We start from the raw sequence: 19,914 nt of genomic DNA on the forward strand, positions 1-19,914 counted from the left end.
GATGGGCAGCCTCGAATTCTCCAAGCTCCTGGTGGAAAAGGCCGACGTGGCGGTGGCGCCGGGCATCGGCTTCGGCGAGCACGGCGACGAGTATGTGCGCATCGCCCTTGTGGAGAACGAGCAGCGCATCCGCCAGGCCGCGCGCAACATCCGCAAGTTCTTCGACAATGCGGACCAGACGCTCCACAACGTGGTGCCGATGGTGCGTCGGGGATAACTGGCTGTTGCGCGCCAGTCTGCGAACAACCCTCTTCCCCTTGTCGATGGTTCTTTGCGCTGCGGTGATAGCCGCAGCCAATGCCAATCAACCTTCCCTTCGCTGGAACTATGAGGTCAGGTCGGATGATGGACAGTGCCTCGCCCGCGCTGATGCCGAAAACCGGCAAGTAACCGTTTTTCGGCTTGGACCAGAGGGGTGGGATCAGCTCTGGACGGTGCAGGACTATGCTCCGTCCGTGGCTGTGGGAGGGGGCTGCCTCACCCTCATATTAGAAAGCGGCGACATTCTAGGAGAAGGCGACCCTGCGACGATCGTGCTGGCTTTTTATCAAAGGGGCCGGCGGAGTGGTTCCGTCAAACTCGGAGATGTCTATCCTGATCTGGACACGATCAACCGCACTTTCCGCGGATCATTTTGGATCGAAAGGATGATCTGGGAAACAGGACGGGTTCTGGTTCGGACGGTAGATGGTCGACAGCTAACCTTTGATCCAGCTTCAGGAAAACGGTTGAAACAGATCCGCTTCTGAAGAGACAGGGCGGATCGATTTCCGGGCATGGACAGATCCCAGGCGTGACTTTAAGAGGGCGGGATAGTTTCGGTCCCAAGTCCACAAGGAGGAATGACGTGTCGCCTCAAGCTCTTCGGGTCGGCATTGCCGGCCTCGGCACCGTCGGCGCATCGGTCATTCGCATTCTCGACCGCCAGAACGAATCTGTCGCCCAGCGTGGCGGACGGGCGGTTGAGGTCGTGGCGATCTCGGCTCGCGACCGGACCAAGGATCGCGGCTTCGATCTCTCCCGTTTCACATGGTTCGACAGCCCGGTCGAACTGGCGCGCTCGACGGATGTGGATTGCGTGGTCGAGCTGGTCGGAGGAGCGGACGGAGCGGCCCTGGAGACGGTGCGGACGGCACTTTCGCTCAGCAAGCACGTGGTCACGGCCAACAAGGCGCTGCTCGCCAAGCACGGTCTCGAACTGGCGAAGCTCGCCGAAGAAAAAGGCGTTTCGCTCGCCTTCGAAGCCTCCGTCGCAGGCGGCATTCCGATCATCAAGACATTGCGCGAAGCCCTGCCGGGGAACCGGATCTCGCGCCTCTACGGCATCCTCAACGGCACCTGCAACTACATCCTGTCCCGCATGGAGCTCGAGGGGCTGACCTTCGCCGAATGCCTGAAGGACGCGCAACGTCTGGGCTATGCCGAAGCGGATCCGACCTTCGACGTCGAGGGGTTCGATACCGCCCACAAGCTCGCGATCCTCACCAGCCTGGCCTTCGGCACCGAGATCGATGCGGATGCGATCTATGTGGAGGGCATTTCCTCCATCACGCCGCTCGACCTCGCCATGGCGAAGGAGCTGGGCTTCCGCATCAAGCTCCTGGGCGTCGCCGAGCGCACCAAGACCGGCATCGAGCAGCGCGTGCATCCGACCATGGTGCCCCGGACCTCCTCGATCGCCCAGGTCATGGGGGTAACCAATGCCGTCACGATCGACGCCGACGCGGTGCGGGAACTGACGCTCATCGGGCCGGGAGCAGGGGGCGACGCCACCGCCTCCGCCGTCGTGGCCGATATCGCCGACGTCGCCACCGGCAATGTGCAGCCGCTCTTCGGCACTCCGACGGATCGTCTGGAGAAGGCCGCCCGCGCACCCATGCAGCGCCACGAGGGCGGCTATTACGTTCGCCTGACGGTCCATGATCGTCCGGGTGTCGCCGCCGGCGTAGCAACCCGCATGGCGGAGGCCGACATTTCCCTGGAGAGCATCCTGCAGAAGCGCTCCGAGATCGCCGCGACGCAGGATCCGCACGGCCGCTCGGGCGCGCCGGTCTCCCTCGTGCTGATCACCTACGCGGCCAGCGAAGCTTCGATCCGCTCGGCCTTGGAAAAGATCTCGAGGGATGGTCTTATCGCCGAGCCGCCCCAAGTCATTCGCATCGAACGCGAGTAAGCTACGACCGGTCCATTCCGGACCCCGACGATCACAAATGGGAGACGACAAGTCCATGTCGCAAGGCATTACCGTCCAACCGGGCCAAATCATCGAGCGCATCCTGACCCTGGAGCTCGTCCGCGTCACCGAGCGCGCGGCGGTGGCCTCCGCCAGGCTGCGCGGCCGCGGCAACGAGAAGGCCGCCGACCAGGCGGCCGTGGATGCCATGCGCCGTGAGCTGAACAAGCTTCCCATCGACGGCACCGTGGTGATCGGCGAGGGCGAGCGCGACGAGGCGCCCATGCTCTTCATCGGCGAGAAGGTCGGCAACAAGCAGGGCCCGAAGGTCGACATCGCGGTCGATCCGCTGGAAGGCACCACGCTGTGCGCCAAGGACATGCCGGGTTCCATCGCCGTCATGGCCATGGCGGAGGCCGGAACGCTGCTGGCGGCTCCCGACGTCTACATGCACAAGATCGCTGTCGGACCGGGCTACCCCGCCGGCGTGGTCGATCTCGACGCCTCACCGGAAGAGAACCTGCACAACCTCGCCAAGGCGAAGGGCGTGAAGGTGAACGAACTCACCGCCCTCGTGCTGGACCGTCCGCGTCATGCAGACCTCATCGCGGCGATCCGTAAGACGGGTGCCGGCGTCCGCCTGATCTCGGACGGTGACGTGGCGGGCGTGATCTTCACCACGAAGCCCGCTGAAACGGGCATCGACATCTATCTCGGCATTGGCGCCGCACCCGAAGGCGTCTTGGCGGCCGGAGCGCTGCGCTGCATCGGCGGTCAGATGCAGGCCCGCCTAATCCTCGATACCGAGGAGAAGCGCTCCCGCGCCCTCCAGATGGGCGTGACCGACCCGAACAAGAAATACGACATGACGGATCTCGCCCGGGGCGACGTGATCGTGGCGGCGACTGGCGTGACCGACAGTGCCCTGACCAGAGGTGTCCACTTCGGCAAGGAGGTGATCACCACCGAGACGGTGGTCTACCGCTCCGCCACCGGCACCGTGCGCCGCATCTACGGCGAGCACCGGGAGCTGTCGAAGTTCCACCTGGACTAAGTCGCTCCTGCAACGGACTTCATCTTAGTTTCGTCATGGCCGGGCTCGTCCCGGCCATCCACGTTTTATGTCCGGGCGTGCATGACGATGGACCAGTAAGGGGAAAGCACCTGTGATTGAAATCCGTCCCTTCACCACGGAAGACCGGAATGCCTGGGAGATTCTCTGGCAGGGCTATCTGACATTCTACAAGTCGTCCTTGCCGCCCGAGGTCACGGATGCCACATGGCGCCGGTTCCTCGATCCTGCCGAGCCCATGCACGGCCTTGCGGCGGTTCTCGACGGCAGGATCGTAGGTATCGTGCATTACCTCTATCACCGCTCCACCTGGACGACGGCCGATTACTGCTACCTGCAGGATCTGTTCACGGCCGAGGAAGCGAGGGGACGAGGGGTGGCACGAGCCCTGATCGAGGCCGTGTACGAGAAGGCGAAAGCCCATGGAGCAAGCCGCGTCTACTGGCTGACCCATGAGACGAACACGACCGCACAGGCGCTCTACGACAAGGTCGCCTCCCGCAGCGGCTTCATTCAGTACCGCCATCTGTTGGGCTGATGTTCTTCGCCACGACGTCATCACGGGCCTTGTGCCGGTGATCCTAATCGATCGAGGCACAACGCTCTTCAGCATCGGGATGGCCGGGACCGATCCCCGGATCAAGTCCGGGACGGCCATGACAGGTGAGGAGCGGCTGGGGTACTTTGCCAGGATGCTTTGACCACAATTCGCGGCTAAGACTCCCGCTGTGACCGAATCATCTCCTCTCCTCCTGCCGAAACCCTTTCTCGGCGTCACCAATTCCGCCCTCGGGCGTACCTGGGTCGAGCGCTGCGATGCCGCCCAGGGGACGATTGCGCTCGCCATCGCCCAGACCCATGGCCTGCCGGATGTCCTTTCCCGGGTGTTGGCCGGGCGGGGTGTGGGCATTCACGAGACGGAAGGCTTCCTGAACCCGCGCCTGCGGGATCTCATGCCCGACCCGCATGTGTTGACCGACATGGAGGCTGCGGCCTCCCGGCTGGCCGATGCCGTTCTGCGCAACGAGAAGGTGGCGATCTTCGGCGATTACGACGTGGACGGCGCCTGCAGCGCGGCTCTGCTCGCCGAGTATCTGCGGTCCTGCGGGTTGGATTATGCGATCCATATTCCCGATCGGATTACGGAAGGTTATGGCCCGAATGTCGATGCCATCCGGGCGTTGAAGCAGCAGGGCGCCGACATCCTCGTCACGGTCGATTGCGGCACGGCCAGCATCGAGCCCTTGGCCGAGGCCAGGCGCCTCGGTCTCGATCCCATCGTCCTCGACCACCACCAGGCGCCGGAGCAGCTGCCCGAGGCGCTCGCGGTCGTGAACCCGAACCGGCAGGACGATCTCTCTGGCCTGGGCCATCTCTGCGCGGCCGGCGTGGTGTTCCTGTTCCTGGTCGCCCTGAACCGAGCCCTTCGCGCTCGCGGCTTCTTCCAGGGGCGGGCCGAACCGGACCTGATGGGCAGCCTCGATCTCGTCGCCCTCGCGACCGTCGCCGACGTGGTCCCGCTCGTCGGCCTCAACCGGGCCTTCGTGCGCCAGGGTCTTGCCATCATGAAGAGCCGCCGCCGGGTGGGGCTGGCGGCCCTCCTCGACACGGCGGGCCTCGCCGGGGCGCCGGAGAGCTGGCATCTCGGCTATCTCGTCGGGCCGCGGATCAATGCGGGCGGTCGCATCGGCGATGCCGCTTTGGGATCGAGGCTCCTGCTGACGGAGGATCCCGTGCAGGCGGGGCGGCTTGCCGCCGAACTCGACCGGCTCAATCGCGAACGGCAGGCCATCGAGGTTGTGGCCGTGGCCGAAGCCGAAGCGCAGGCCATGATGGCGCTGGAGCGCATGCCGGACCTGCCGGTTCTCGTGACGGCGTCGGCCGAGTGGCATCCGGGCGTCGTTGGCCTGATCTCCGCCCGCACGAAGGAGCGGTTCCGCCGCCCATCCTTCGCCTTCACGCTGAACCCGGACGGCACGGCAACGGGTTCGGGCCGTTCCGTACCCGGTGTAGACCTGGGCTATGCAGTGCGCGCGGCCGTCGATGCGGGGATCGCCATCAAGGGCGGCGGCCATACCATGGCGGCCGGAGTCACGATCCAGGCTATCGACCTGGAGCGGTTCCTCGGCTTTGTCACCGAAAAGCTCACCGAGCCGGTGAGCTCCATGCGCCTCGCGGACAACTTTGCCATCGACGCGACCCTGACGGCCGCAGGCGCCCAGCCCGCCGTGGTCACGGCGCTGGAGCGGGCAGGGCCCTTCGGCCAGGGTCAGCCGGAACCCGTCTTCGTCTTTCCTCAGCACCGGCTTATCGAAGCCCGCGAGGTAGGCAGCGGCGGGCATATGCGCGTGAAGCTCCGGGGCGGCGATGGCAGCTTCATTGGCGGAATCGCCTTCCGGGCTGCCGGCCAGCCCCTCGGCATCGCCTTGTCTCAGGCCATCGGCAATACGCTCCATGTGGCGGGTACGCTCTCCATCGACCGTTGGGGCGGCAACGAGAAGGTCGAGGTTCGCATCATGGATGCCGCAAGGCCGGAATAATTCCAATCAGGTGCTTGCGATGCGTCACGAACCCATCTATAGGTTCGCCCACTTCGGAGGCACTGCCCCGAAGGACTGCGCGCCCTTCGTCTATCGGTTAGGACATCTGCCTTTCACGCAGGAAAGAGGGGTTCGACTCCCCTAGGGCGCGCCACTCTCCAATCCCACGAACTCAACTGTTTTCAACCTCATCAGGCATCCATCGACGCCTCGAAGGTTCGATAGTCTCGGCCAATCGTCCCGGACGGATTTCAGGCCGGATTGCCCTTGATCTTGGTGACCATTTCCCAATTGTTGCCGGCGGCGATGAGGCAGGCTTTGCCGTTCGGCATCGTCATCACCATCGTCCAGGATCCGTTTGACGAGGCGAAGACCTCGAGCACCTGCCCGGGCTGGGCGAGGCCTATTCCGACCGGATCTTCCTTGTACTGATCTGCAAGCAATTTCACGAGCTGTTCGCGCGGGCCGCATGAAGTCTGCGCAGCGGCCGGCGTGATTCCAAACATGGCGATCGCACCTATGAGAATAGCTGAATCGAGAGGGCGACGGATCATGGCATGTCCCTAACGGTTGACCCGCGATTACCCTTGGCGTGCCAATCAACGCGCTCTCATGGAAAAAGCTCCATGGATCGACCTAGAACATCGGACCCAAGAGTGGACTCCACTTTTGGGATTTATCCGATGTTCAATTCCTCAAGCGGCGCATCGTTCTTTGCGGAAAACCGGGTCCACTTTTCACTAACGTGGCCCTACGGGTCGCTAGCGCGGCCCGCTGGGTCGGCACGATGCGCTAGCCGGCCTGCTACAGCCTTGCGACTGGTGTCACTATTTCCGAAAAATACGTGTATAGGAGAAGCGTAGGTGCCTGATTGAACCTGCGGCCCGCAGGGGCGTTCTTCCCGCCAAACATCCATCTGAAGCTTGATTCCCATGCCCCGTTATTTCTTCAACATCCGAGACGGCTATGACGTCGATGAAGACGAGGAGGGAATCGACCTTCCCGACCTCGAGGCCGCACGCGCCGAGGCACTGGCCACGGTCGAGGAACTGCGCGATGAACTGGCCGATGCGGGCAACATCGAACTCGAGATCACCGACGAGACAGGTCGGCGCCTTCTGACCGTGCCGTTCTTCCGGGGCGGGCAGGGCGGACGCCGCCGCTGAAAAGCCATCGACAGAGAGGCCCGGCGTGAGGCCGGGCCCCGACTGGCGAAAAGAAGAGCCCGATCAGCACTCGGTCTTCTTCTTGGTGGTCGTGTCGCCGAACTCGTCCGTCTTCTGCTTGGTCTCGGTGGTGCAGCCCACGGAACCCGTGGTCGTGGTGACCGAGGTGGACGACGTCGTGCTCGGCTCCGTCTTGCGCTCGATGGTCGTCTGGCTGCCCAGGATGCCTTCTTCCTTCTTGATGGTCGTGGTGGTGTCCTGAGCGAAGGCAGCCGTGCTGAGAAGCGAGGCCGCAAGGATCAGTAGCGTCTTCTTCATCGTGAACTCCTTGAACAAGCATTTCTCCCTGAGAACGGCTTTCGCTCCCAGGGGTTCCTGCTCAGGTCGATCAGATGTGCTCAGGCGGACTGGAGGCTATGCCAAGCTTGCGCGAAGTTTCTGGCATTCCGGCCGATCTCCTCGACCGACATGGCCGGCGTGAAAAGCGCGGAGCCCAGCCCGAAACCGTTGGCGCCTGCATCCACATACGGCTTCATGGTGTCCGGCTTGATTCCGCCGACCGGCAGGACGAGCGCGTCTTTCGGCAGAACGGCCCTCCAGGCCTTCACGACGGTGGGCGGAATGGCTTCGGCCGGGAAGATCTTGATGGCGTCTGCTCCTGCCTTCAGGGCTGCGAAGGCCTCCGTCGGGGTTGCTACGCCGGGGGTGCAGAGGAGGCGGTTCTTCTTGGCGGACCGGATCACGTCCAGATCCGCATGCGGCATGACGATGAGTTTGCCGCCCACATCGTGGACACCAACGACCTGCTCGGGCTCCAGGACTGTTCCAGCCCCGACGAGCACGTTCTTCGGCATCGTCCTGGCGAGGATCTCGATGCTGCGGAAGGGCTCCGGCGAGTTCAACGGGACCTCGATGATCCGAAAACCGGCTTCGACCAGGGCGAAGCCTACCGCTTCAGCATCGTCGGGCTTCAGCCCGCGCAGAATGGCGACCAGAGGAAGATCGATCAGGTAATCCCGCAGCACAACAGCACCTCCAACCCCACCGCGAAAACGCAGATGTCCCGAACACCTTACGGACAGGCGGGTACTAGTTGGCAAAGCGGGAGGTCGGTTTCAACCTTTTGCCGCCCGAGCAGGGAGAAATCGTACCAGATAGGAAACAGCACTGCGAAGCGTGTCCCGACCGTCTGCGCTGTGCTCGATGAACCAGTCTTCCAGGGCCGCGTCGGGATACAGTTCTTCGACCCCGGCGAAGAACTGCATGAGCTTGAGGGAATCGAACCCGAGCGAGTGGGTCAGTGACATATCCATGCTGACCACGTTCCTGCAATTCTCGTTAAGGGATCTGCAGAGAGCCGAGATGCTCTCGGCGACATCCATCTCCGAAAGAAGGTTCACTGATTTGGGTCCCTCAAAAAGTGACGTAGAGTTATACTCAAGCTTCAAGGTGGCACAACATTGAAATGATATAGACTTGTGAAGAATGCCTCAGATGTGGCGATTTGATGTAATAACATGTCATATCAATGTGGCTCGATTGTGGGCGATCTCACGATTTTCAGGTGAGGGGCTTCGATCGGGGTTGGCGCTCCGTTGGGGTTCTTCCTTATTCCTTATGTGGAATTGCAGCGCTCATGCTTGGTGGGATAGAGACCTGACGATCTGCCGTCGTCGGGTCTCATCCATCTGGGCCCTATCCGAGTCGAACCATGAAGCCGCCCTCGAAGCTGCTTAGCCGCAGCGTCAAACCTTCCCTCGACCGGATCGACCTGATGATCCTCGATGCGCTCCGCGACCACGGACGCATAACCTATCAGGCTTTGTCGGAGCGGGTAGGGCTCTCGGCGCGTCCCTGTCTCGAGCGCGTGAGGCGCCTTGAACAGAAGGGCGTCATCCGAGGCTACACGGTGCTGGTCGAGCCTTCCGCCCTCGGGCACGACATCATCGCCCTGGCCGGGATCAGCATGCGCGATCCTTCCACCGGGACCCGGCAGCGTCTGGAGCGAGCCTTGACAGCTAATCCTGCTGTGATCGAGCTCCAGGTCGTTAACGGCGAGTACGATTACATCGCCAGAATCGTGGCCCCGACCCTGACCGCTTACGAAGCCCTGACCGAAGCGTATCTCGCCGATCCCGGGTTTGGAATCGGGCGTATCCACACGACCTTCGTGCTGAAGACCCTGAAGGATTTCGAGGGCTACCCTGTGCCCGAGCGTCAGGATTGAGCGCTGGCACCTGAACGCACGACAGAAACGGCTGTCGCGCGGCCGGAATTCAGCCTCAAATGAAGCGTCAAGCTCCTAAGCTTGTCCATGGAGGATTTCCATGGATTTCATTGCTCTCGAACGATCGGTCACAGCTGCCAACTACGACCCTTTGCCCGCTGTCCTGAGGGAGGCGAAGGGCGTCTGGGCCACCGATACGGAAGGCCGGCGCTATCTCGACATGATGAGCGCCTATTCGGCCGTCAGCCTTGGCCATGGCCATCCCCGCATCCTCAGGGCGATGATGGAACAGGCCTCGAAGCTCGCCGTCACCAGCCGCGCCTACCACACCGAACTGCTCGGCCCCTTCCTGGAGCGCCTCGTCCAGATCACCGGCCTCGACATGGCGCTTCCCATGAACACGGGAGCCGAAGCCGTCGAGACGGCGATCAAGGCCGCCCGGCGTTGGGGATACACCAGGAAGAAGATTGCGCAGGATCAGGCGGAGATCATCGTCGCCAACAACAATTTCCACGGTCGCACGACCACCATCGTGGGCTTCTCGTCCGACGAGTCCTATCGCGAGGGTTTCGGCCCCTTCGCCGGCGGCTTCACGCTGGTGCCGTTCGGGGATGCCGCCGCGGTCGAGCGGGTCATTACGGGCAACACCTGCGCGGTCCTGATCGAGCCGATCCAGGGCGAGGCGGGGATCGTCGTCCCGCCTGAAGGATATCTGAAGGATCTGCGTGCCATCTGCGACAGGCACAATGTGCTGCTGATCCTCGATGAGGTTCAATCGGGCCTCGGCCGCACGGGGCGCTGGTTCGCCCACCAGCATGAGAATATCAAGCCGGACGGCCTGATCCTCGGCAAGGCGCTTGGCGGTGGCGTCTATCCGGTCTCGGCCTTTGTGGGCACGCATGATGTCATGGGCGTCTTCAAGCCGGGCTCCCATGGCTCGACCTTTGGCGGCAACGCCCTGGCGGCCAGAATCGGCCTGGAGGCCCTGGCCGTGATCGAGGAGGAACATCTCGTCGAGCGGAGCGCGGAGATGGGTGTGTATCTCCAGGACCGGCTGCGGGCCATGCGCAGCAACATCGTGAAGGAGGTGCGCGGTCGCGGCCTGTGGGTCGGTGTCGAGGTAGATTCCAACGTGGTTTCCGCCCGAGCGGTCTGCGATGCGCTGCTCGAGAACGGCGTGCTCTCGAAGGACACCCACGGGACGGTGCTGCGCTTCGCGCCGCCTCTCACCATCACCCGCGACGAAATCGACTGGGGAATGGAGCGGATCGAGCGGGTCTTCGCCCGCGCCGTTCATTGATGCACGGGGATTCCATCGATGGCACAGAACCTTAAGAAGATGAACGAGCCTGCCACTCGCGAGCAGCGGCTGGAAACGTACCAGCCGTTGTCCGGAATGGTGGTTCCCCGCTTTGCCGGCATCTCGACCTTCATGCGGCTGCCCTACCTTGCACCCACTCAGGCGCCGGGCGAGATCGACATCGCGATTCTCGGCATACCGTTCGACGGAGCTACCACCAACCGACCCGGCACCCGGCTCGGGCCGCGCCAGGTACGTGAGGCGTCCTCGCTTATGCGCCTGGTCAACTACGGCACGCTGGTCGCGCCGTATGATCTCTGCGCCTGCGCCGATGTGGGTGATGTTCCGGTCAATCCCATCGACGTGCAGGATACGCTTCGTCGGATCGAGGCGGAGGTCTCCTATCTCCATCAGGGTGGCGTGACGCCTCTCTCCATCGGCGGCGATCACATCATCTCATATCCGATCCTGCGCGCTCTCGCGGCGAAGAGCGGTCCCATGGGGCTGATCCATGTGGACGCGCACAGCGATACGGGCGACACCTATTTCGGCGGGCAGAAGCTCACCCATGGAACTCCGTTCCGCCGCGCCATCGAGGACGGTGTTCTCGATCCCAAGCGCATGGTGCAGATCGGGATCCGAGGCCATATGTATGCCGCCGACGAACGCGAATGGGCCCTCGATCAGGGAATTCGCATCATCGACATGGAAGAGGTGGTGGAGAAGGGCATTCCTTATGCGGTGGCCGAGTCGCGCCGGATCGTCGGGATGGACCCGACTTATTTCACCTTCGACATCGATTCCATCGATCCGGCCTTCGCGCCGGGCACCGGGACACCGGAGATCGGTGGCTTCACGAGCCGCGAGGCGCTCCAGCTCGTCCGCGGCTTCCGGCACCTGAACCTGGTCGGCGCCGACATGGTCGAAGTGTCCCCTCCGCTCGACCAGTCCGGCGGCACCGCGCTGGTGGGCGCGTCCATAGCGTTCGAACTCCTCTGCCTGCTGGCCGAGGCGAGGGCGGAACGTGTCTCGAAGGAGACACGGCTGAACGTGGTTTGAAGAGCTCTGCACAGTCATTCCGGGGCGCCGGAGGCGAACCCGGAACCCATAAACACGGCGGCTCAAAAATAGAGCGGGCAACGTCACGCCTCTTACTGCACCATCAGTGGCTATAGGTTCCGGGTTCCGCTGCGTGGCCCCGGAATGACGGCGCTGAATCATTACAGCTCAGGAAGGCGCGCGCTGGCGCATGCATTGCTGCGCCGCCCGCGAGACCCGCGTGCTGTCCTCCTCGGCGGCCTTGTTGGCGAGGAGCCTTTGCCAGAGGTCGCGCTCCGGGACCTGCTGCAGAATGCAGGAGCAGACCGACGGGCACAGGGCCGGATCGCCGTTCTGCATCAGGCAGATCTGCCGACAGGCCGCCGACGGGGCCGGACCAACGATTTGAGCGACGCCGAAGAGGATCCCGAGCAGGACGATCTGGTGCGTCAGGTAGATCGGCAGGCTCTTGCGTCCCGCCCAGATCAGAAGCTTCGAGAACGGATTCGCGGCGCGCCAGCGTGCAAGGTTGAGCGTCTCCTGCCGGGTCAGCAGCAGTTTTCCGCCGGCAACGCCGATCAGCACGAGACCGAACCACGGAAAGATCGGCACGTAATCGTTCGTCACGGGATCGGCGGCTCCGAGGCCGAGCCAGTCGAGCCAGGGCGCGTCGAGGGCCGGACTCGTGAAGAGCCATGGGCCGACAAGGAAGAACGCGGCGGCGCCCAGGGTCAGGACAGGATGCAGGCGCAGGAAGGGCAGGGCCAGCACGCTCGAGACGGCGATGCAGTGCAGGATGCCGAAGAAGATATAGCTTTCAGGAAAGGCGAAATAGGTCGCGAGGGTCACGGCCAATGCCGCGCCGCCGACCCTCATGAGGCGTTTCAGGAAAGGGTTCCGCCGAAAGCCCTGGGCATGGGCGAGTACCAGGCCGAATCCCGCGAGCATCAGAAAAGAACCTGCGATCCCCCTGGCGAACCAGCGCCATGCGGGGATTTGGAGGATGTTCGTGCCGATCAGCTGCAGGAAGCTGAGGTCCCAGCTGAAATGGTAGATGATCATCGCGGCTATCGCGAGGCCACGGGCGACATCGATAGCATCCCAGCGCTGGGAAACGGTGCGGGCTTGGGGCAAGGTGGCGGTCAAGTGTACCTGTCTCGTGGGTAACGGCATTCCCTCACAGCCTGTCAGCCTTATGTGAGTGACATGACCGAGAGCCTCGCTGCATCAATCGCCACATTACAGGACATGATTCAAGATGCCCGCATCGTTGCCGGCTTCACAGGGGCGGGGATCTCGACAGAAAGCGGGATCCCTGATTTCCGGTCCCCGGACAGTCCGTGGATGCGCCACAAACCGATCTCCTTCGATCTTTTCCTGCAGAGCGCGGAGGCGCGTCGGGAGGCATGGCGGCGGAAATTCGCCATGGACGATCTCTACCGTGGTGCACGTCCAGGACTGGGCCACCTTGGTTTCGCATCCCTTGTGGCAGCGGGCCGGATGCCGGCCGTCGTCACCCAGAACATCGACGGCCTCCATCAGGCCTCGGGGCTGGGCGAGGATCAGGTCATCGAACTGCACGGCAATGGCACCTATGCCAAGTGCCTTTCCTGCGGCCGCCGCCATGAACTCGAATGGGTGAGAGAAAGTTTCGAGGCGGAGGGCGAGCCACCCAATTGCCGCATTTGCGGAGGAATCCTCAAATCGGCGACGATATCGTTCGGACAGACGATGCCGGAGCAAGCGATGCGCCGGGCCCAAAAGCTGACGGCGTCGTGCGACCTCTTCCTGGTCGCCGGCTCGTCCCTCGTGGTCTATCCGGCGGCGGCATTTCCGGCCTTCGCCAAGGATAACGGGGCGCGGCTGGTGATCGTGAATCGGGAGCCGACACCTCTGGATGAGACCGCCGATCTGGTGATCCATGCGGAGATCGGCTCGGTCTTCTCAGTATTTGTGCCGTAAGTTCAAGAACATGCGGGTTGCCGAAAATTTCATCGCCCTTTGATGCGCGTTTCTGGCTTCCCCTGATTCAGGACGATGTTATCCTCTTATTAAGAATCGGGTTCATGATTCGAGTTTGGGTAATTTCATGACTGGCGATTACGGCTCCAATTCTTTCAGTCTCCGCGAGGAGAATTCGTCTTTAGATCAGGGCCACCGCGAGGTCGCTCAGCCAGCCTCGGAAGAGGGTGCTCTCGAGCTCGTCCAGGTCAGCGGTCGCATCAAGTGGTTCGATGTCGCCAAAGGCTTCGGCTTCATCGTTCCCGATAACGGCATGCCCGATGTTCTGCTTCATGTGACCTGCCTGCGCCGGGACGGCTACCAGGCGGCCAATGAAGGAGCTCGGATTGTCGTCGAAGCGGTTCAGCGTCCCCGCGGCCTCCAGGCCTTCCGCATCCTCTCGCTCGACGAATCCACTGCCCTGCATCCTTCCGAGCTTCCGCTGCCCCGGACCCATGTCCAGGTGGTGCCGACCAGCGGCTTGGAGCCGGCGGTCGTGAAGTGGTTCAACCGCTTGCGCGGCTTCGGATTCCTGACCCAGGGCGAGGGTAAGCCGGACATCTTCGTCCATATGGAAACCCTGCGCCGTTACGGCATTGCCGAGTTGAAGCCGGGTGAGCGCGTCTTCGTTCGCTTCGGGGACGGTTCCAAGGGCCTCATGGCCGCCGAGGTTCGTCTGGCCGACATGGCCCTGCCGCACTCCCATTGATGAGCTTTGCCGTGCTGTCGCGTATCCGGCCTGCGTTGTCGGCCTTCGGTTTTCTCGTTCTTGTCGCCAGCGCGGCCTACGCGCAGGCGTTCGAGAATCTATCCATCGCCACCCAGGGTGGGCAGCGGCAGACGTTCAGGGTCGAAGTCGCCCGTAACGACGCGGACCGCGCCCAGGGGCTGATGTTCCGCCGGTCCATGCCGGCCGATCAGGGCATGTTGTTCGATTTCGGCCGTGTCGAGCCCGTGGCCATGTGGATGCAGAACACCTATCTGCCGCTCGACATGCTGTTCATCCGCGCCGACGGGACGATTGCCCGAATCGCGGCCAATACCGAGCCGCTCTCGACCCGGACCATTTCCTCGGGTGAACCGGTGCTCTCGGTCCTGGAGCTGAACGCCGGTACGGCGGCCAAGCTTGGAATCAAGCCGGGCGACCGGGTGGAGCACCCGCTCTTCAAGCGGTGATGGTGATGCGGATGGGGGGGCGCGTCCAGCCCCCGGCAAATCGTCCCGTTATCCCGATAGATCTGCCCGGATCGCGTCTGGCAAGGGACACCTCAATCCGTAAATCGTCCTCCGTAGTGGATGCCGGTGGTCCAGATCAATCGGACATTCGCCTTTGCGTCCTGCGAGGGGATCCGAAGCTCGAACTCCAGGGGAAGGTCAGCGGGCGGGGCGACCACCAGTCGCACGCCGGCTTCCGACAGGTCCCAGACCGTGCATTCGATCGGTTCTCCAGTCGTTTCGCTTGCGATCCAGCCTTCCATGCAGGCGGGATACCGCTGACATGACCGGCGCTCTGGTATCCGATGGCTCATGCTTCTGATCCTGCCTTCGAGGGAACAACCCTTCTAGAGGAGGAAGCTGGTGTGAAAATGGCCTCGCATATGTCATTCATTCCGTTGCGGAAGGTGAAGCGCCAGACATCCAAAAAAATAAGCGCCTCCTGACGGTTGGCGCTCAGGTACGATCCGTAGGGGCAAACCTGGATCGGGACAGGGATTATGGCTCTGGCCTTGGCAGAGGGAAGAACCAGGTCGGCAATCATGAGGGGTATCGGGCACCTCGGAAGAATATGACTTCGGGATAGGTCGTGGCCCTTGCCGCGTCCTGCCCGCGGGTTCAGGGCGATTCCCCGGTGATTTGATCCGGGAGATGGGTCGTTTTCTTTGTTTCCCGATCGAGGAACCTCGCCCTTGCGCATCGGTTCTCAAATCGATAGAGAAACCAAGCTGTTGAGGATAACGGGGTGTAGCGCAGTCTGGTAGCGCATCTGCTTTGGGAGCAGAGGGTCGCGGGTTCAAATCCTGCCGCCCCGACCATCTTCACCGGATGAGTCTTGGAGAGAGTCCAAAACCAATGCCTGCACGGATCTATAAGCCCGCCAAGTCCGCAACGCAGTCCGGAATGGCCCGGACCAAGCAGTGGCTTCTCGTTTTCGAGCAGGACAAGCCTCGTGAGATCGAGCCCTTGATGGGCTGGACGAGCTCGGGGGATACCCGCCAGCAGCTCCGCCTCTGGTTCGACACCAAGGAGGAGGCCATTGCCTACGCCGAGCGCGAGGGCATTGCCTACCGGGTCGAGGAACCGCATGAGGTCAAGCGGCGGACGATTTCCTACTCCGACAATTTCAAGTTCAACCGGGTCGGGCCCTGGACCCACTAGAGCATCGTGTGGAAAAGTGGATCCGGTTTTCCGCACAGAGCGATGCTCTGATGAAAGAAGAAAGCATCGGATTGGATCCCAAAAGTGGATTCCACTTTTGGGTCCGATGCTTTAGGGACAAGGCCCCGGTCGATGGCTCCGTAGCTCAGCTGGATAGAGCAGCCGCCTTCTAAGCGGCAGGTCGTAGGTTCGAGCCCTACCGGAGTCGCCATCCCATTACCGAGTGAATCAGGCTTGAAGCACGTACGCGCCTGGCGCCTCGCAGAGCGGCGGGTAACCTTGCGCCGGTGCCCCCATGGGCGGTGGAACTGTCGGCTCGTCGGAATGGGACACCAGCCAGCGCGTCCATTCGGGCCACCATGACCCCTCGAACCGAGGTGCGATCTTGATCCAGGCGTCGGGATCCAAGTAATGCCCCGAGGCGGATCGTGTCAGCACCTGGAAGCTCGCACCCGTCCTGTTCGGATCGGCAACGATGCCGGCATTGTGACCTCCGGTCGTGAGAAGGAACGTCACATCGGTATCAGCCAGGAGATGGATCTTGAATGCCGAGCGCCATGGCGCAACGTGATCGCGCTCGGTGCCGACCGCGAAGATCGGGATGCGTATGTCTCGGATGGCTATGGGGCGTCCGTCGACGAGGAAGCGTCCCTCGGCCAGGTCATTGTTGAGGAAGAGCTGTCGCAGGTAGTCCGTGTGCATGCGATAGGGCATGCGTGTCGCATCAGCGTTCCAGGACATAATATCGTTGAGCGGCGTGCGTTCGCCCAACAGGTAGTGCCGGATAAGCCGCGACCAGATCAGGTCGTTCGAACGCAGAAGCTGGAAGGCGCCCGACATCTGCCGCGTATCGAGATAGCCCTGGCTTCGCATCAGGTCTTCGAGGAAGTGAAGCTGGCTCTCGTTGATGAAGAGCGTCAGTTCGCCGGCCTCGCGGAAATCGGCCTGGGCGGCCAGGAGTGACAGGGTCGCCAGCCGCCTGTCGCCGTCCCGCGCCATGGCGGACGCAGCGATGGAGAGAAGAGTGCCGCCAAGACAATAGCCGACCGCATGAATTTTGCGGTGGGGCAGGACGGCATTGACCGCATCGAGCGCGGCCATCACCCCGAGCCTTCGGTAGTCGTCCAGGCTGAGATCCCGATCCTCGGCGGTCGGGTTCTTCCAGGAGATGATGAAGACCGTGAAGCCCTGGTCGGTCAGGTAGCGGACCAGGGAGTTCTCGGGCGAAAGATCGAGGATGTAGTACTTCATGATCCAGGCCGGCACGATCAGGAGCGGTTCCGGGCGAACCTTCTCCGTCGTCGGGTTGTACTGGATCAGTTCGATGAGGCCGTTACGGTAGATCACCTCTCCGGGCGTGACGGCGACCCTGCGGCCCGGTCGGAAGAGTTCGGTGCCGGCCGGAGGCTTGGAACGGATGATTCTCTCCCAGTCATCGATGAAATTCCGGAGGCCCTGGACAAGGTTCTGCCCGCCCGTCTCGAGAATGCGCTCCTGCACCACAGGATTGGTTGCGATGAAGTTCGACGGTGACACCATGTCGAGGATCTGGCGCATGACGAACTCGACAACCGCTTGGTGCTGCTTGGTTACCCCGTCGATATCGGTCGTGGCGTTGTCCCACCATTGCTGCAGCAGCAGAAAGCTTTGTTGAACGAAATTGTAGGGCCACTGTGACCACTCCTTCTCCGCAAAGCGGCGGTCTTGCGGGAGGGGGTGAATGCACGGCGCCGCGCTGCCGCAATTAATGGCGCACCGAGAGCCGAACTGCGTCAGCCGCGCCCATTTCCGCGCGGCTTTCGTCGCAAGCTCAACCTGCTTGCCCGGAGAGATGGCAAGATGGACCCCCCAGTCCATGAATGCATCGACGATGGCTGCAGGTGAGAGGCCGGCCGTCAAATGCGCAAGGCCGGCATGGACGGTATGATCGAGTGCATCCCGAAGCTGATGGAGTTCGGCGTCGTCCCATGGTTCCGGGAAGGCTGGTGGGGCGATGGCACTGGGTGCCAAGGCAGGCATCATGGGGAGGTGGGGCTCGAAGGTCTGGCGTTCCTGGGATTGGGCGGGTGTACGAGCGGGCATCGCAAACTCCGGAACTTCCTGCCCTCATACGAGGGAGATAACCGTCTCATTATGATCGCCGCTCTGGTGCGTTCCTTGCGGTGGATCAATTCCCCGCTTCCAGCTTCGGTCACGGGACGGCTGAGGCCTGCAGCCTGCGAAATCTTCGTTGATATGGCGATCGAATGGCAGCGATCTTTCGAGCTACCCATCAGATGTTCCAGGAGATCACTGGAACAGCCTTTTGCAGTCCCGCTCATGCCTCAATTTGACGTGAATCAAGGCAGACGGACGACATGGTCCTAGGGTTTGCCTCAAAAGGCAGGTCCATGTGAGGCACGCTCGAAGTCGGGAGGGACAGTTGCTTTACCACATCACCCTTCATCTTGCCCGCAACAGGCAGTTTCCGGAAGGCAGCCCGCGCTACGGCTATGAGCTGACCGCGCCGCTCGATGAGGACGGGCACCTGGATCAGGAGGAATGGGCGCGAAAGCGATCCTTCTGCCGCGTCCGCCGCTTCTGGGGCGATGAAGGCGAGCGGCAGGGCGTTCTCATTCACCGGGCAGGCGGCGCTGGTGGCGCGACCTGGCTGATCGATTACAACCAGGGCCGCTTTGGTGACGAGGAGGCAGGCTACCACCTCAATCAGCATCGTTTCGTTGAAGGCGAGTACGTCACCATCCAGGATGAGGACGAGAAGCCTTACACCTTCGAAATCGTTTCGGTTCGGGATGCCGAGCCGTCGCCAGCGGAAGGACGCCGGCTATGAGAGGCCTGGTCATCTGCGGCCTTGGGCTCATCCTCGGAACGACGACCGTCATGGCTCAAGCTGGACGCATCCAGCGCGGCCAGACTTTCGCGCAGACCAACTGTTCGCAATGTCACGCGATCGGTCGGGTGGGCGAGAGTCCCATTCCCGAGGCGCCGCCCTTCCGGACACTGCATACCCGTTATCAGATCGAGGATCTGGCAGAGGCCTTTGCGGAGGGCATCACCACAGGGCATCCCTCCATGCCTCAGTTCCAGCTCGACCCCGCTCAGATCAACGACCTCATCGCCTACCTGAATTCCATTCAGGGCTAGCCTGATCGGCGCAACGCGGAGCCGTCACCCTGCAGGTCGTATTCGACGAGCAGGTACAAAGCAGCCCACGCGGCATGTCCTTATGCGAAGGTCTCCTCGATCCGGGAACGGAGGGTCACAAGTTCCTGAATGTATGGGGCTCGCTGCTCACAATGCAGGCGCTGGAGGCCGGCGATCATTTCGCTCTTGTGATCTTCATCCGCCTCACTGTGCCTGATGGAATCGAGACGCTTTTCATAAGCGAAGTCGATGTCCGCCAAATCGGCAAGTACCGTTTGGAGCTGGGGGAGAATGTCGGGCGAGTAGAACTTTTCGCTCTTCGATACCTTCTGGAAACGCACGACGTCTGCGGCCATAGCTTCCTCCGACGGTATTCTTCAAAGCTCAGCTTTCCCGAACCTTTGATTTAACTTAAGCCTATAACTTTGGTCTGCATATGGCGGCGTGACGGTGCATGCCCGTAGAACAGATCACTTTTCCCGAATGACCATGCAAGACGCAGATGTCGCAAGCATTGATTCCGATCAAGTCATCGGTAGAAGCTTCTGCCATGGCGCTTGCCGGACTTATCGGCCAAGCTGCGCAGAACCGTGAACTGTCCGTGGCCCTGGAGGCGCTCATGATCGGGTGGATCGTTCGGATTTTGATGATTGCCGCGAGTGTCGTTACAGGTTGGTTCGTTGCCAAGGATGCGCCGATCTTCGGGGTGGCGCAGGTCATGGTCGCCCTGCTTCTTCTCACGTTCATCGTTGCGGTCCTGGCATTCTGGCCGCGCCGTTGGACAACTGCCCTGAACCGGTCCTGGAAACAGTGAGCGGATCGCTCCGGGCCATCATTGACGCCCCGGACGGAAGCCGGGGCGCCATCTCACTCCGAT

At 62.2% G+C, this 19,914-nt stretch carries 24 protein-coding genes, 3 tRNA genes and 1 pseudogene; 20 read left to right on the top strand and 8 right to left on the bottom strand.

What is annotated here, in order from left to right:
* The 7 genes and pseudogenes from DDF70_RS14410 to DDF70_RS14435 form a co-directional block, all read left to right on the top strand.
* Window positions 1-217, top strand: a pseudogene (locus tag DDF70_RS14410) (aminotransferase); the annotation flags it as partial.
* A 7-nt stretch (window positions 218-224) separates the two neighbouring features.
* Window positions 225-749, top strand: a complete 525-nt coding sequence (locus DDF70_RS36590) for a hypothetical protein (RefSeq protein ID WP_162820405.1) — start codon at window positions 225-227, stop codon at window positions 747-749.
* A 98-nt stretch (window positions 750-847) separates the two neighbouring features.
* Window positions 848-2,173: a homoserine dehydrogenase gene (locus DDF70_RS14415; protein WP_114945560.1), complete on the top strand. Its 1,326-nt coding sequence runs from the start codon at window positions 848-850 to the stop codon at window positions 2,171-2,173.
* Between the two features lie 55 nt (window positions 2,174-2,228).
* Window positions 2,229-3,227 (top strand): class II fructose-bisphosphatase, encoded by a 999-nt coding sequence (gene glpX / locus DDF70_RS14420; RefSeq protein ID WP_114945639.1) that lies wholly within the window; start codon window positions 2,229-2,231, stop codon window positions 3,225-3,227.
* 112 nt (window positions 3,228-3,339) lie between these two features.
* Window positions 3,340-3,783: a GNAT family N-acetyltransferase gene (locus DDF70_RS14425; RefSeq protein ID WP_114945561.1), complete on the top strand. Its 444-nt coding sequence runs from the start codon at window positions 3,340-3,342 to the stop codon at window positions 3,781-3,783.
* 190 nt (window positions 3,784-3,973) lie between these two features.
* Complete coding sequence (gene recJ / locus DDF70_RS14430) at window positions 3,974-5,785, top strand: single-stranded-DNA-specific exonuclease RecJ (protein WP_114945562.1); 1,812 nt, start codon at window positions 3,974-3,976, stop codon at window positions 5,783-5,785.
* A 79-nt stretch (window positions 5,786-5,864) separates the two neighbouring features.
* Window positions 5,865-5,939: transfer RNA gene (locus DDF70_RS14435), tRNA-Glu, on the top strand.
* A 97-nt stretch (window positions 5,940-6,036) separates the two neighbouring features.
* Here the strand turns inward: DDF70_RS14435 and DDF70_RS14440 are convergent.
* The gene (locus DDF70_RS14440; protein WP_162820406.1) at window positions 6,037-6,291 is read right to left on the bottom strand and encodes a hypothetical protein; all 255 of its coding nucleotides are present in this window, start codon (window positions 6,289-6,291) and stop codon (window positions 6,037-6,039) included.
* A 426-nt stretch (window positions 6,292-6,717) separates the two neighbouring features.
* Between DDF70_RS14440 and DDF70_RS14445 the strand changes: the two genes are divergently transcribed.
* A complete protein-coding gene (locus tag DDF70_RS14445; protein WP_114945564.1) occupies window positions 6,718-6,951 on the top strand; it encodes a DUF6894 family protein in 234 nt (77 codons plus the stop codon).
* Window positions 6,952-7,014: 63 nt separating this feature from the next.
* Here DDF70_RS14445 and DDF70_RS14450 read toward each other — a convergent pair whose 3' ends face one another.
* The 3 genes from DDF70_RS14450 to DDF70_RS14460 form a co-directional block, all read right to left on the bottom strand.
* On the bottom strand, window positions 7,015-7,269 hold the full coding sequence (locus tag DDF70_RS14450; RefSeq protein ID WP_162820407.1) for a hypothetical protein: 255 nt from the start codon (window positions 7,267-7,269) through the stop codon (window positions 7,015-7,017).
* 80 nt (window positions 7,270-7,349) lie between these two features.
* On the bottom strand, window positions 7,350-7,976 hold the full coding sequence (locus tag DDF70_RS14455; RefSeq protein ID WP_114945566.1) for a 2-dehydro-3-deoxy-6-phosphogalactonate aldolase: 627 nt from the start codon (window positions 7,974-7,976) through the stop codon (window positions 7,350-7,352).
* Between the two features lie 90 nt (window positions 7,977-8,066).
* Complete coding sequence (locus DDF70_RS14460; RefSeq protein ID WP_162820408.1) at window positions 8,067-8,264, bottom strand: hypothetical protein; 198 nt, start codon at window positions 8,262-8,264, stop codon at window positions 8,067-8,069.
* A 398-nt stretch (window positions 8,265-8,662) separates the two neighbouring features.
* On the opposite strand from DDF70_RS14460, the gene DDF70_RS14465 reads away from it, so the two are divergent.
* From DDF70_RS14465 to speB, 3 genes are all read left to right on the top strand, one after another.
* Window positions 8,663-9,178, top strand: coding sequence for an Lrp/AsnC family transcriptional regulator (locus tag DDF70_RS14465; RefSeq protein WP_114945568.1), 516 nt, complete (start codon window positions 8,663-8,665; stop codon window positions 9,176-9,178).
* 100 nt (window positions 9,179-9,278) lie between these two features.
* Window positions 9,279-10,478 (top strand): ornithine--oxo-acid transaminase, encoded by a 1,200-nt coding sequence (gene rocD / locus DDF70_RS14470; protein WP_114945569.1) that lies wholly within the window; start codon window positions 9,279-9,281, stop codon window positions 10,476-10,478.
* An 18-nt stretch (window positions 10,479-10,496) separates the two neighbouring features.
* The gene (gene speB, locus DDF70_RS14475; protein ID WP_205772433.1) at window positions 10,497-11,537 is read left to right on the top strand and encodes an agmatinase; all 1,041 of its coding nucleotides are present in this window, start codon (window positions 10,497-10,499) and stop codon (window positions 11,535-11,537) included.
* Window positions 11,538-11,705: 168 nt separating this feature from the next.
* On the opposite strand, the gene DDF70_RS14480 is transcribed toward speB, so the two are convergent.
* Window positions 11,706-12,662 (bottom strand): acetyltransferase domain-containing protein, encoded by a 957-nt coding sequence (locus tag DDF70_RS14480; protein WP_162820409.1) that lies wholly within the window; start codon window positions 12,660-12,662, stop codon window positions 11,706-11,708.
* Between the two features lie 102 nt (window positions 12,663-12,764).
* On the opposite strand from DDF70_RS14480, the gene DDF70_RS14485 reads away from it, so the two are divergent.
* From DDF70_RS14485 to DDF70_RS14495, 3 genes are all read left to right on the top strand, one after another.
* Window positions 12,765-13,478: an SIR2 family NAD-dependent protein deacylase gene (locus DDF70_RS14485; protein ID WP_114945641.1), complete on the top strand. Its 714-nt coding sequence runs from the start codon at window positions 12,765-12,767 to the stop codon at window positions 13,476-13,478.
* A 127-nt stretch (window positions 13,479-13,605) separates the two neighbouring features.
* Window positions 13,606-14,226: a cold-shock protein gene (locus tag DDF70_RS14490; protein ID WP_170316076.1), complete on the top strand. Its 621-nt coding sequence runs from the start codon at window positions 13,606-13,608 to the stop codon at window positions 14,224-14,226.
* The gene (locus DDF70_RS14495; protein WP_114945643.1) at window positions 14,226-14,693 is read left to right on the top strand and encodes a DUF192 domain-containing protein; all 468 of its coding nucleotides are present in this window, start codon (window positions 14,226-14,228) and stop codon (window positions 14,691-14,693) included. The genes DDF70_RS14490 and DDF70_RS14495 overlap by 1 nt, the downstream gene beginning before the upstream one ends.
* A gap of 92 nt (window positions 14,694-14,785) precedes the next feature.
* Here the strand turns inward: DDF70_RS14495 and DDF70_RS14500 are convergent, their stop codons facing one another.
* Window positions 14,786-15,046: a PilZ domain-containing protein gene (locus DDF70_RS14500; protein WP_114945571.1), complete on the bottom strand. Its 261-nt coding sequence runs from the start codon at window positions 15,044-15,046 to the stop codon at window positions 14,786-14,788.
* Window positions 15,047-15,473: 427 nt separating this feature from the next.
* Between DDF70_RS14500 and DDF70_RS14505 the strand changes: the two genes are divergently transcribed.
* From DDF70_RS14505 to DDF70_RS14515, 3 genes are all read left to right on the top strand, one after another.
* Window positions 15,474-15,550: transfer RNA gene (locus DDF70_RS14505), tRNA-Pro, on the top strand.
* 37 nt (window positions 15,551-15,587) lie between these two features.
* The gene (locus DDF70_RS14510; protein ID WP_162820410.1) at window positions 15,588-15,893 is read left to right on the top strand and encodes an ETC complex I subunit; all 306 of its coding nucleotides are present in this window, start codon (window positions 15,588-15,590) and stop codon (window positions 15,891-15,893) included.
* Window positions 15,894-16,027: 134 nt separating this feature from the next.
* Window positions 16,028-16,104 (top strand) — tRNA-Arg (locus DDF70_RS14515).
* Window positions 16,105-16,121: 17 nt separating this feature from the next.
* On the opposite strand, the gene DDF70_RS14520 is transcribed toward DDF70_RS14515, so the two are convergent.
* Window positions 16,122-17,975: a PHA/PHB synthase family protein gene (locus DDF70_RS14520; RefSeq protein ID WP_114945573.1), complete on the bottom strand. Its 1,854-nt coding sequence runs from the start codon at window positions 17,973-17,975 to the stop codon at window positions 16,122-16,124.
* Window positions 17,976-18,315: 340 nt separating this feature from the next.
* Here DDF70_RS14520 and DDF70_RS14525 point away from each other — a divergent pair, with 340 nt between their 5' ends.
* Window positions 18,316-18,723: a hypothetical protein gene (locus DDF70_RS14525; RefSeq protein ID WP_114945574.1), complete on the top strand. Its 408-nt coding sequence runs from the start codon at window positions 18,316-18,318 to the stop codon at window positions 18,721-18,723.
* Window positions 18,720-19,037 carry a c-type cytochrome gene (locus tag DDF70_RS14530; protein WP_114945575.1) on the top strand — a complete coding sequence of 106 codons (318 nt, stop codon included), beginning with the start codon at window positions 18,720-18,722 and terminating at the stop codon, window positions 19,035-19,037. The genes DDF70_RS14525 and DDF70_RS14530 overlap by 4 nt, the downstream gene beginning before the upstream one ends.
* A gap of 80 nt (window positions 19,038-19,117) precedes the next feature.
* Here the strand turns inward: DDF70_RS14530 and DDF70_RS14535 are convergent, their stop codons facing one another.
* A complete protein-coding gene (locus DDF70_RS14535; RefSeq protein ID WP_114945576.1) occupies window positions 19,118-19,393 on the bottom strand; it encodes a hypothetical protein in 276 nt (91 codons plus the stop codon).
* A gap of 194 nt (window positions 19,394-19,587) precedes the next feature.
* Here DDF70_RS14535 and DDF70_RS14540 point away from each other — a divergent pair, with 194 nt between their 5' ends.
* Window positions 19,588-19,851 carry a hypothetical protein gene (locus DDF70_RS14540; RefSeq protein ID WP_245435496.1) on the top strand — a complete coding sequence of 88 codons (264 nt, stop codon included), beginning with the start codon at window positions 19,588-19,590 and terminating at the stop codon, window positions 19,849-19,851.
* The last annotated feature ends 63 nt before the right edge of the window (window positions 19,852-19,914 follow it).

This window comes from Microvirga calopogonii (assembly GCF_003347665.1).
GTDB lineage: Bacteria > Pseudomonadota > Alphaproteobacteria > Rhizobiales > Beijerinckiaceae > Microvirga > Microvirga calopogonii.

Excerpts from the sequence above, each read along its gene's own strand:
- DDF70_RS14490 (WP_170316076.1), top strand. The coding sequence starts at position 13,606 with ATGACTGGCGATTACGGCTCCAATTCTTTCAGTCTCCGCGAGGAGAAT.
- DDF70_RS14530 (WP_114945575.1), top strand. The coding sequence starts at position 18,720 with ATGAGAGGCCTGGTCATCTGCGGCCTTGGGCTCATCCTCGGAACGACG.
- DDF70_RS14445 (WP_114945564.1), top strand. The coding sequence starts at position 6,718 with ATGCCCCGTTATTTCTTCAACATCCGAGACGGCTATGACGTCGATGAA.
- DDF70_RS14440 (WP_162820406.1), bottom strand. The coding sequence starts at position 6,291 with ATGTTTGGAATCACGCCGGCCGCTGCGCAGACTTCATGCGGCCCGCGC.
- DDF70_RS14535 (WP_114945576.1), bottom strand. The coding sequence starts at position 19,393 with ATGGCCGCAGACGTCGTGCGTTTCCAGAAGGTATCGAAGAGCGAAAAG.
- DDF70_RS14450 (WP_162820407.1), bottom strand. The coding sequence starts at position 7,269 with ATGAAGAAGACGCTACTGATCCTTGCGGCCTCGCTTCTCAGCACGGCT.
- DDF70_RS14460 (WP_162820408.1), bottom strand. The coding sequence starts at position 8,264 with ATGGATATGTCACTGACCCACTCGCTCGGGTTCGATTCCCTCAAGCTC.
- DDF70_RS14520 (WP_114945573.1), bottom strand. The coding sequence starts at position 17,975 with ATGCCCGCTCGTACACCCGCCCAATCCCAGGAACGCCAGACCTTCGAG.
- DDF70_RS14495 (WP_114945643.1), top strand. The coding sequence starts at position 14,226 with ATGAGCTTTGCCGTGCTGTCGCGTATCCGGCCTGCGTTGTCGGCCTTC.
- DDF70_RS14500 (WP_114945571.1), bottom strand. The coding sequence starts at position 15,046 with ATGAGCCATCGGATACCAGAGCGCCGGTCATGTCAGCGGTATCCCGCC.
- speB (WP_205772433.1), top strand. The coding sequence starts at position 10,497 with ATGGCACAGAACCTTAAGAAGATGAACGAGCCTGCCACTCGCGAGCAG.
- rocD (WP_114945569.1), top strand. The coding sequence starts at position 9,279 with ATGGATTTCATTGCTCTCGAACGATCGGTCACAGCTGCCAACTACGAC.
- DDF70_RS14510 (WP_162820410.1), top strand. The coding sequence starts at position 15,588 with ATGCCTGCACGGATCTATAAGCCCGCCAAGTCCGCAACGCAGTCCGGA.
- DDF70_RS14540 (WP_245435496.1), top strand. The coding sequence starts at position 19,588 with ATGGCGCTTGCCGGACTTATCGGCCAAGCTGCGCAGAACCGTGAACTG.
- DDF70_RS14465 (WP_114945568.1), top strand. The coding sequence starts at position 8,663 with ATGAAGCCGCCCTCGAAGCTGCTTAGCCGCAGCGTCAAACCTTCCCTC.
- glpX (WP_114945639.1), top strand. The coding sequence starts at position 2,229 with ATGTCGCAAGGCATTACCGTCCAACCGGGCCAAATCATCGAGCGCATC.
- DDF70_RS14485 (WP_114945641.1), top strand. The coding sequence starts at position 12,765 with ATGATTCAAGATGCCCGCATCGTTGCCGGCTTCACAGGGGCGGGGATC.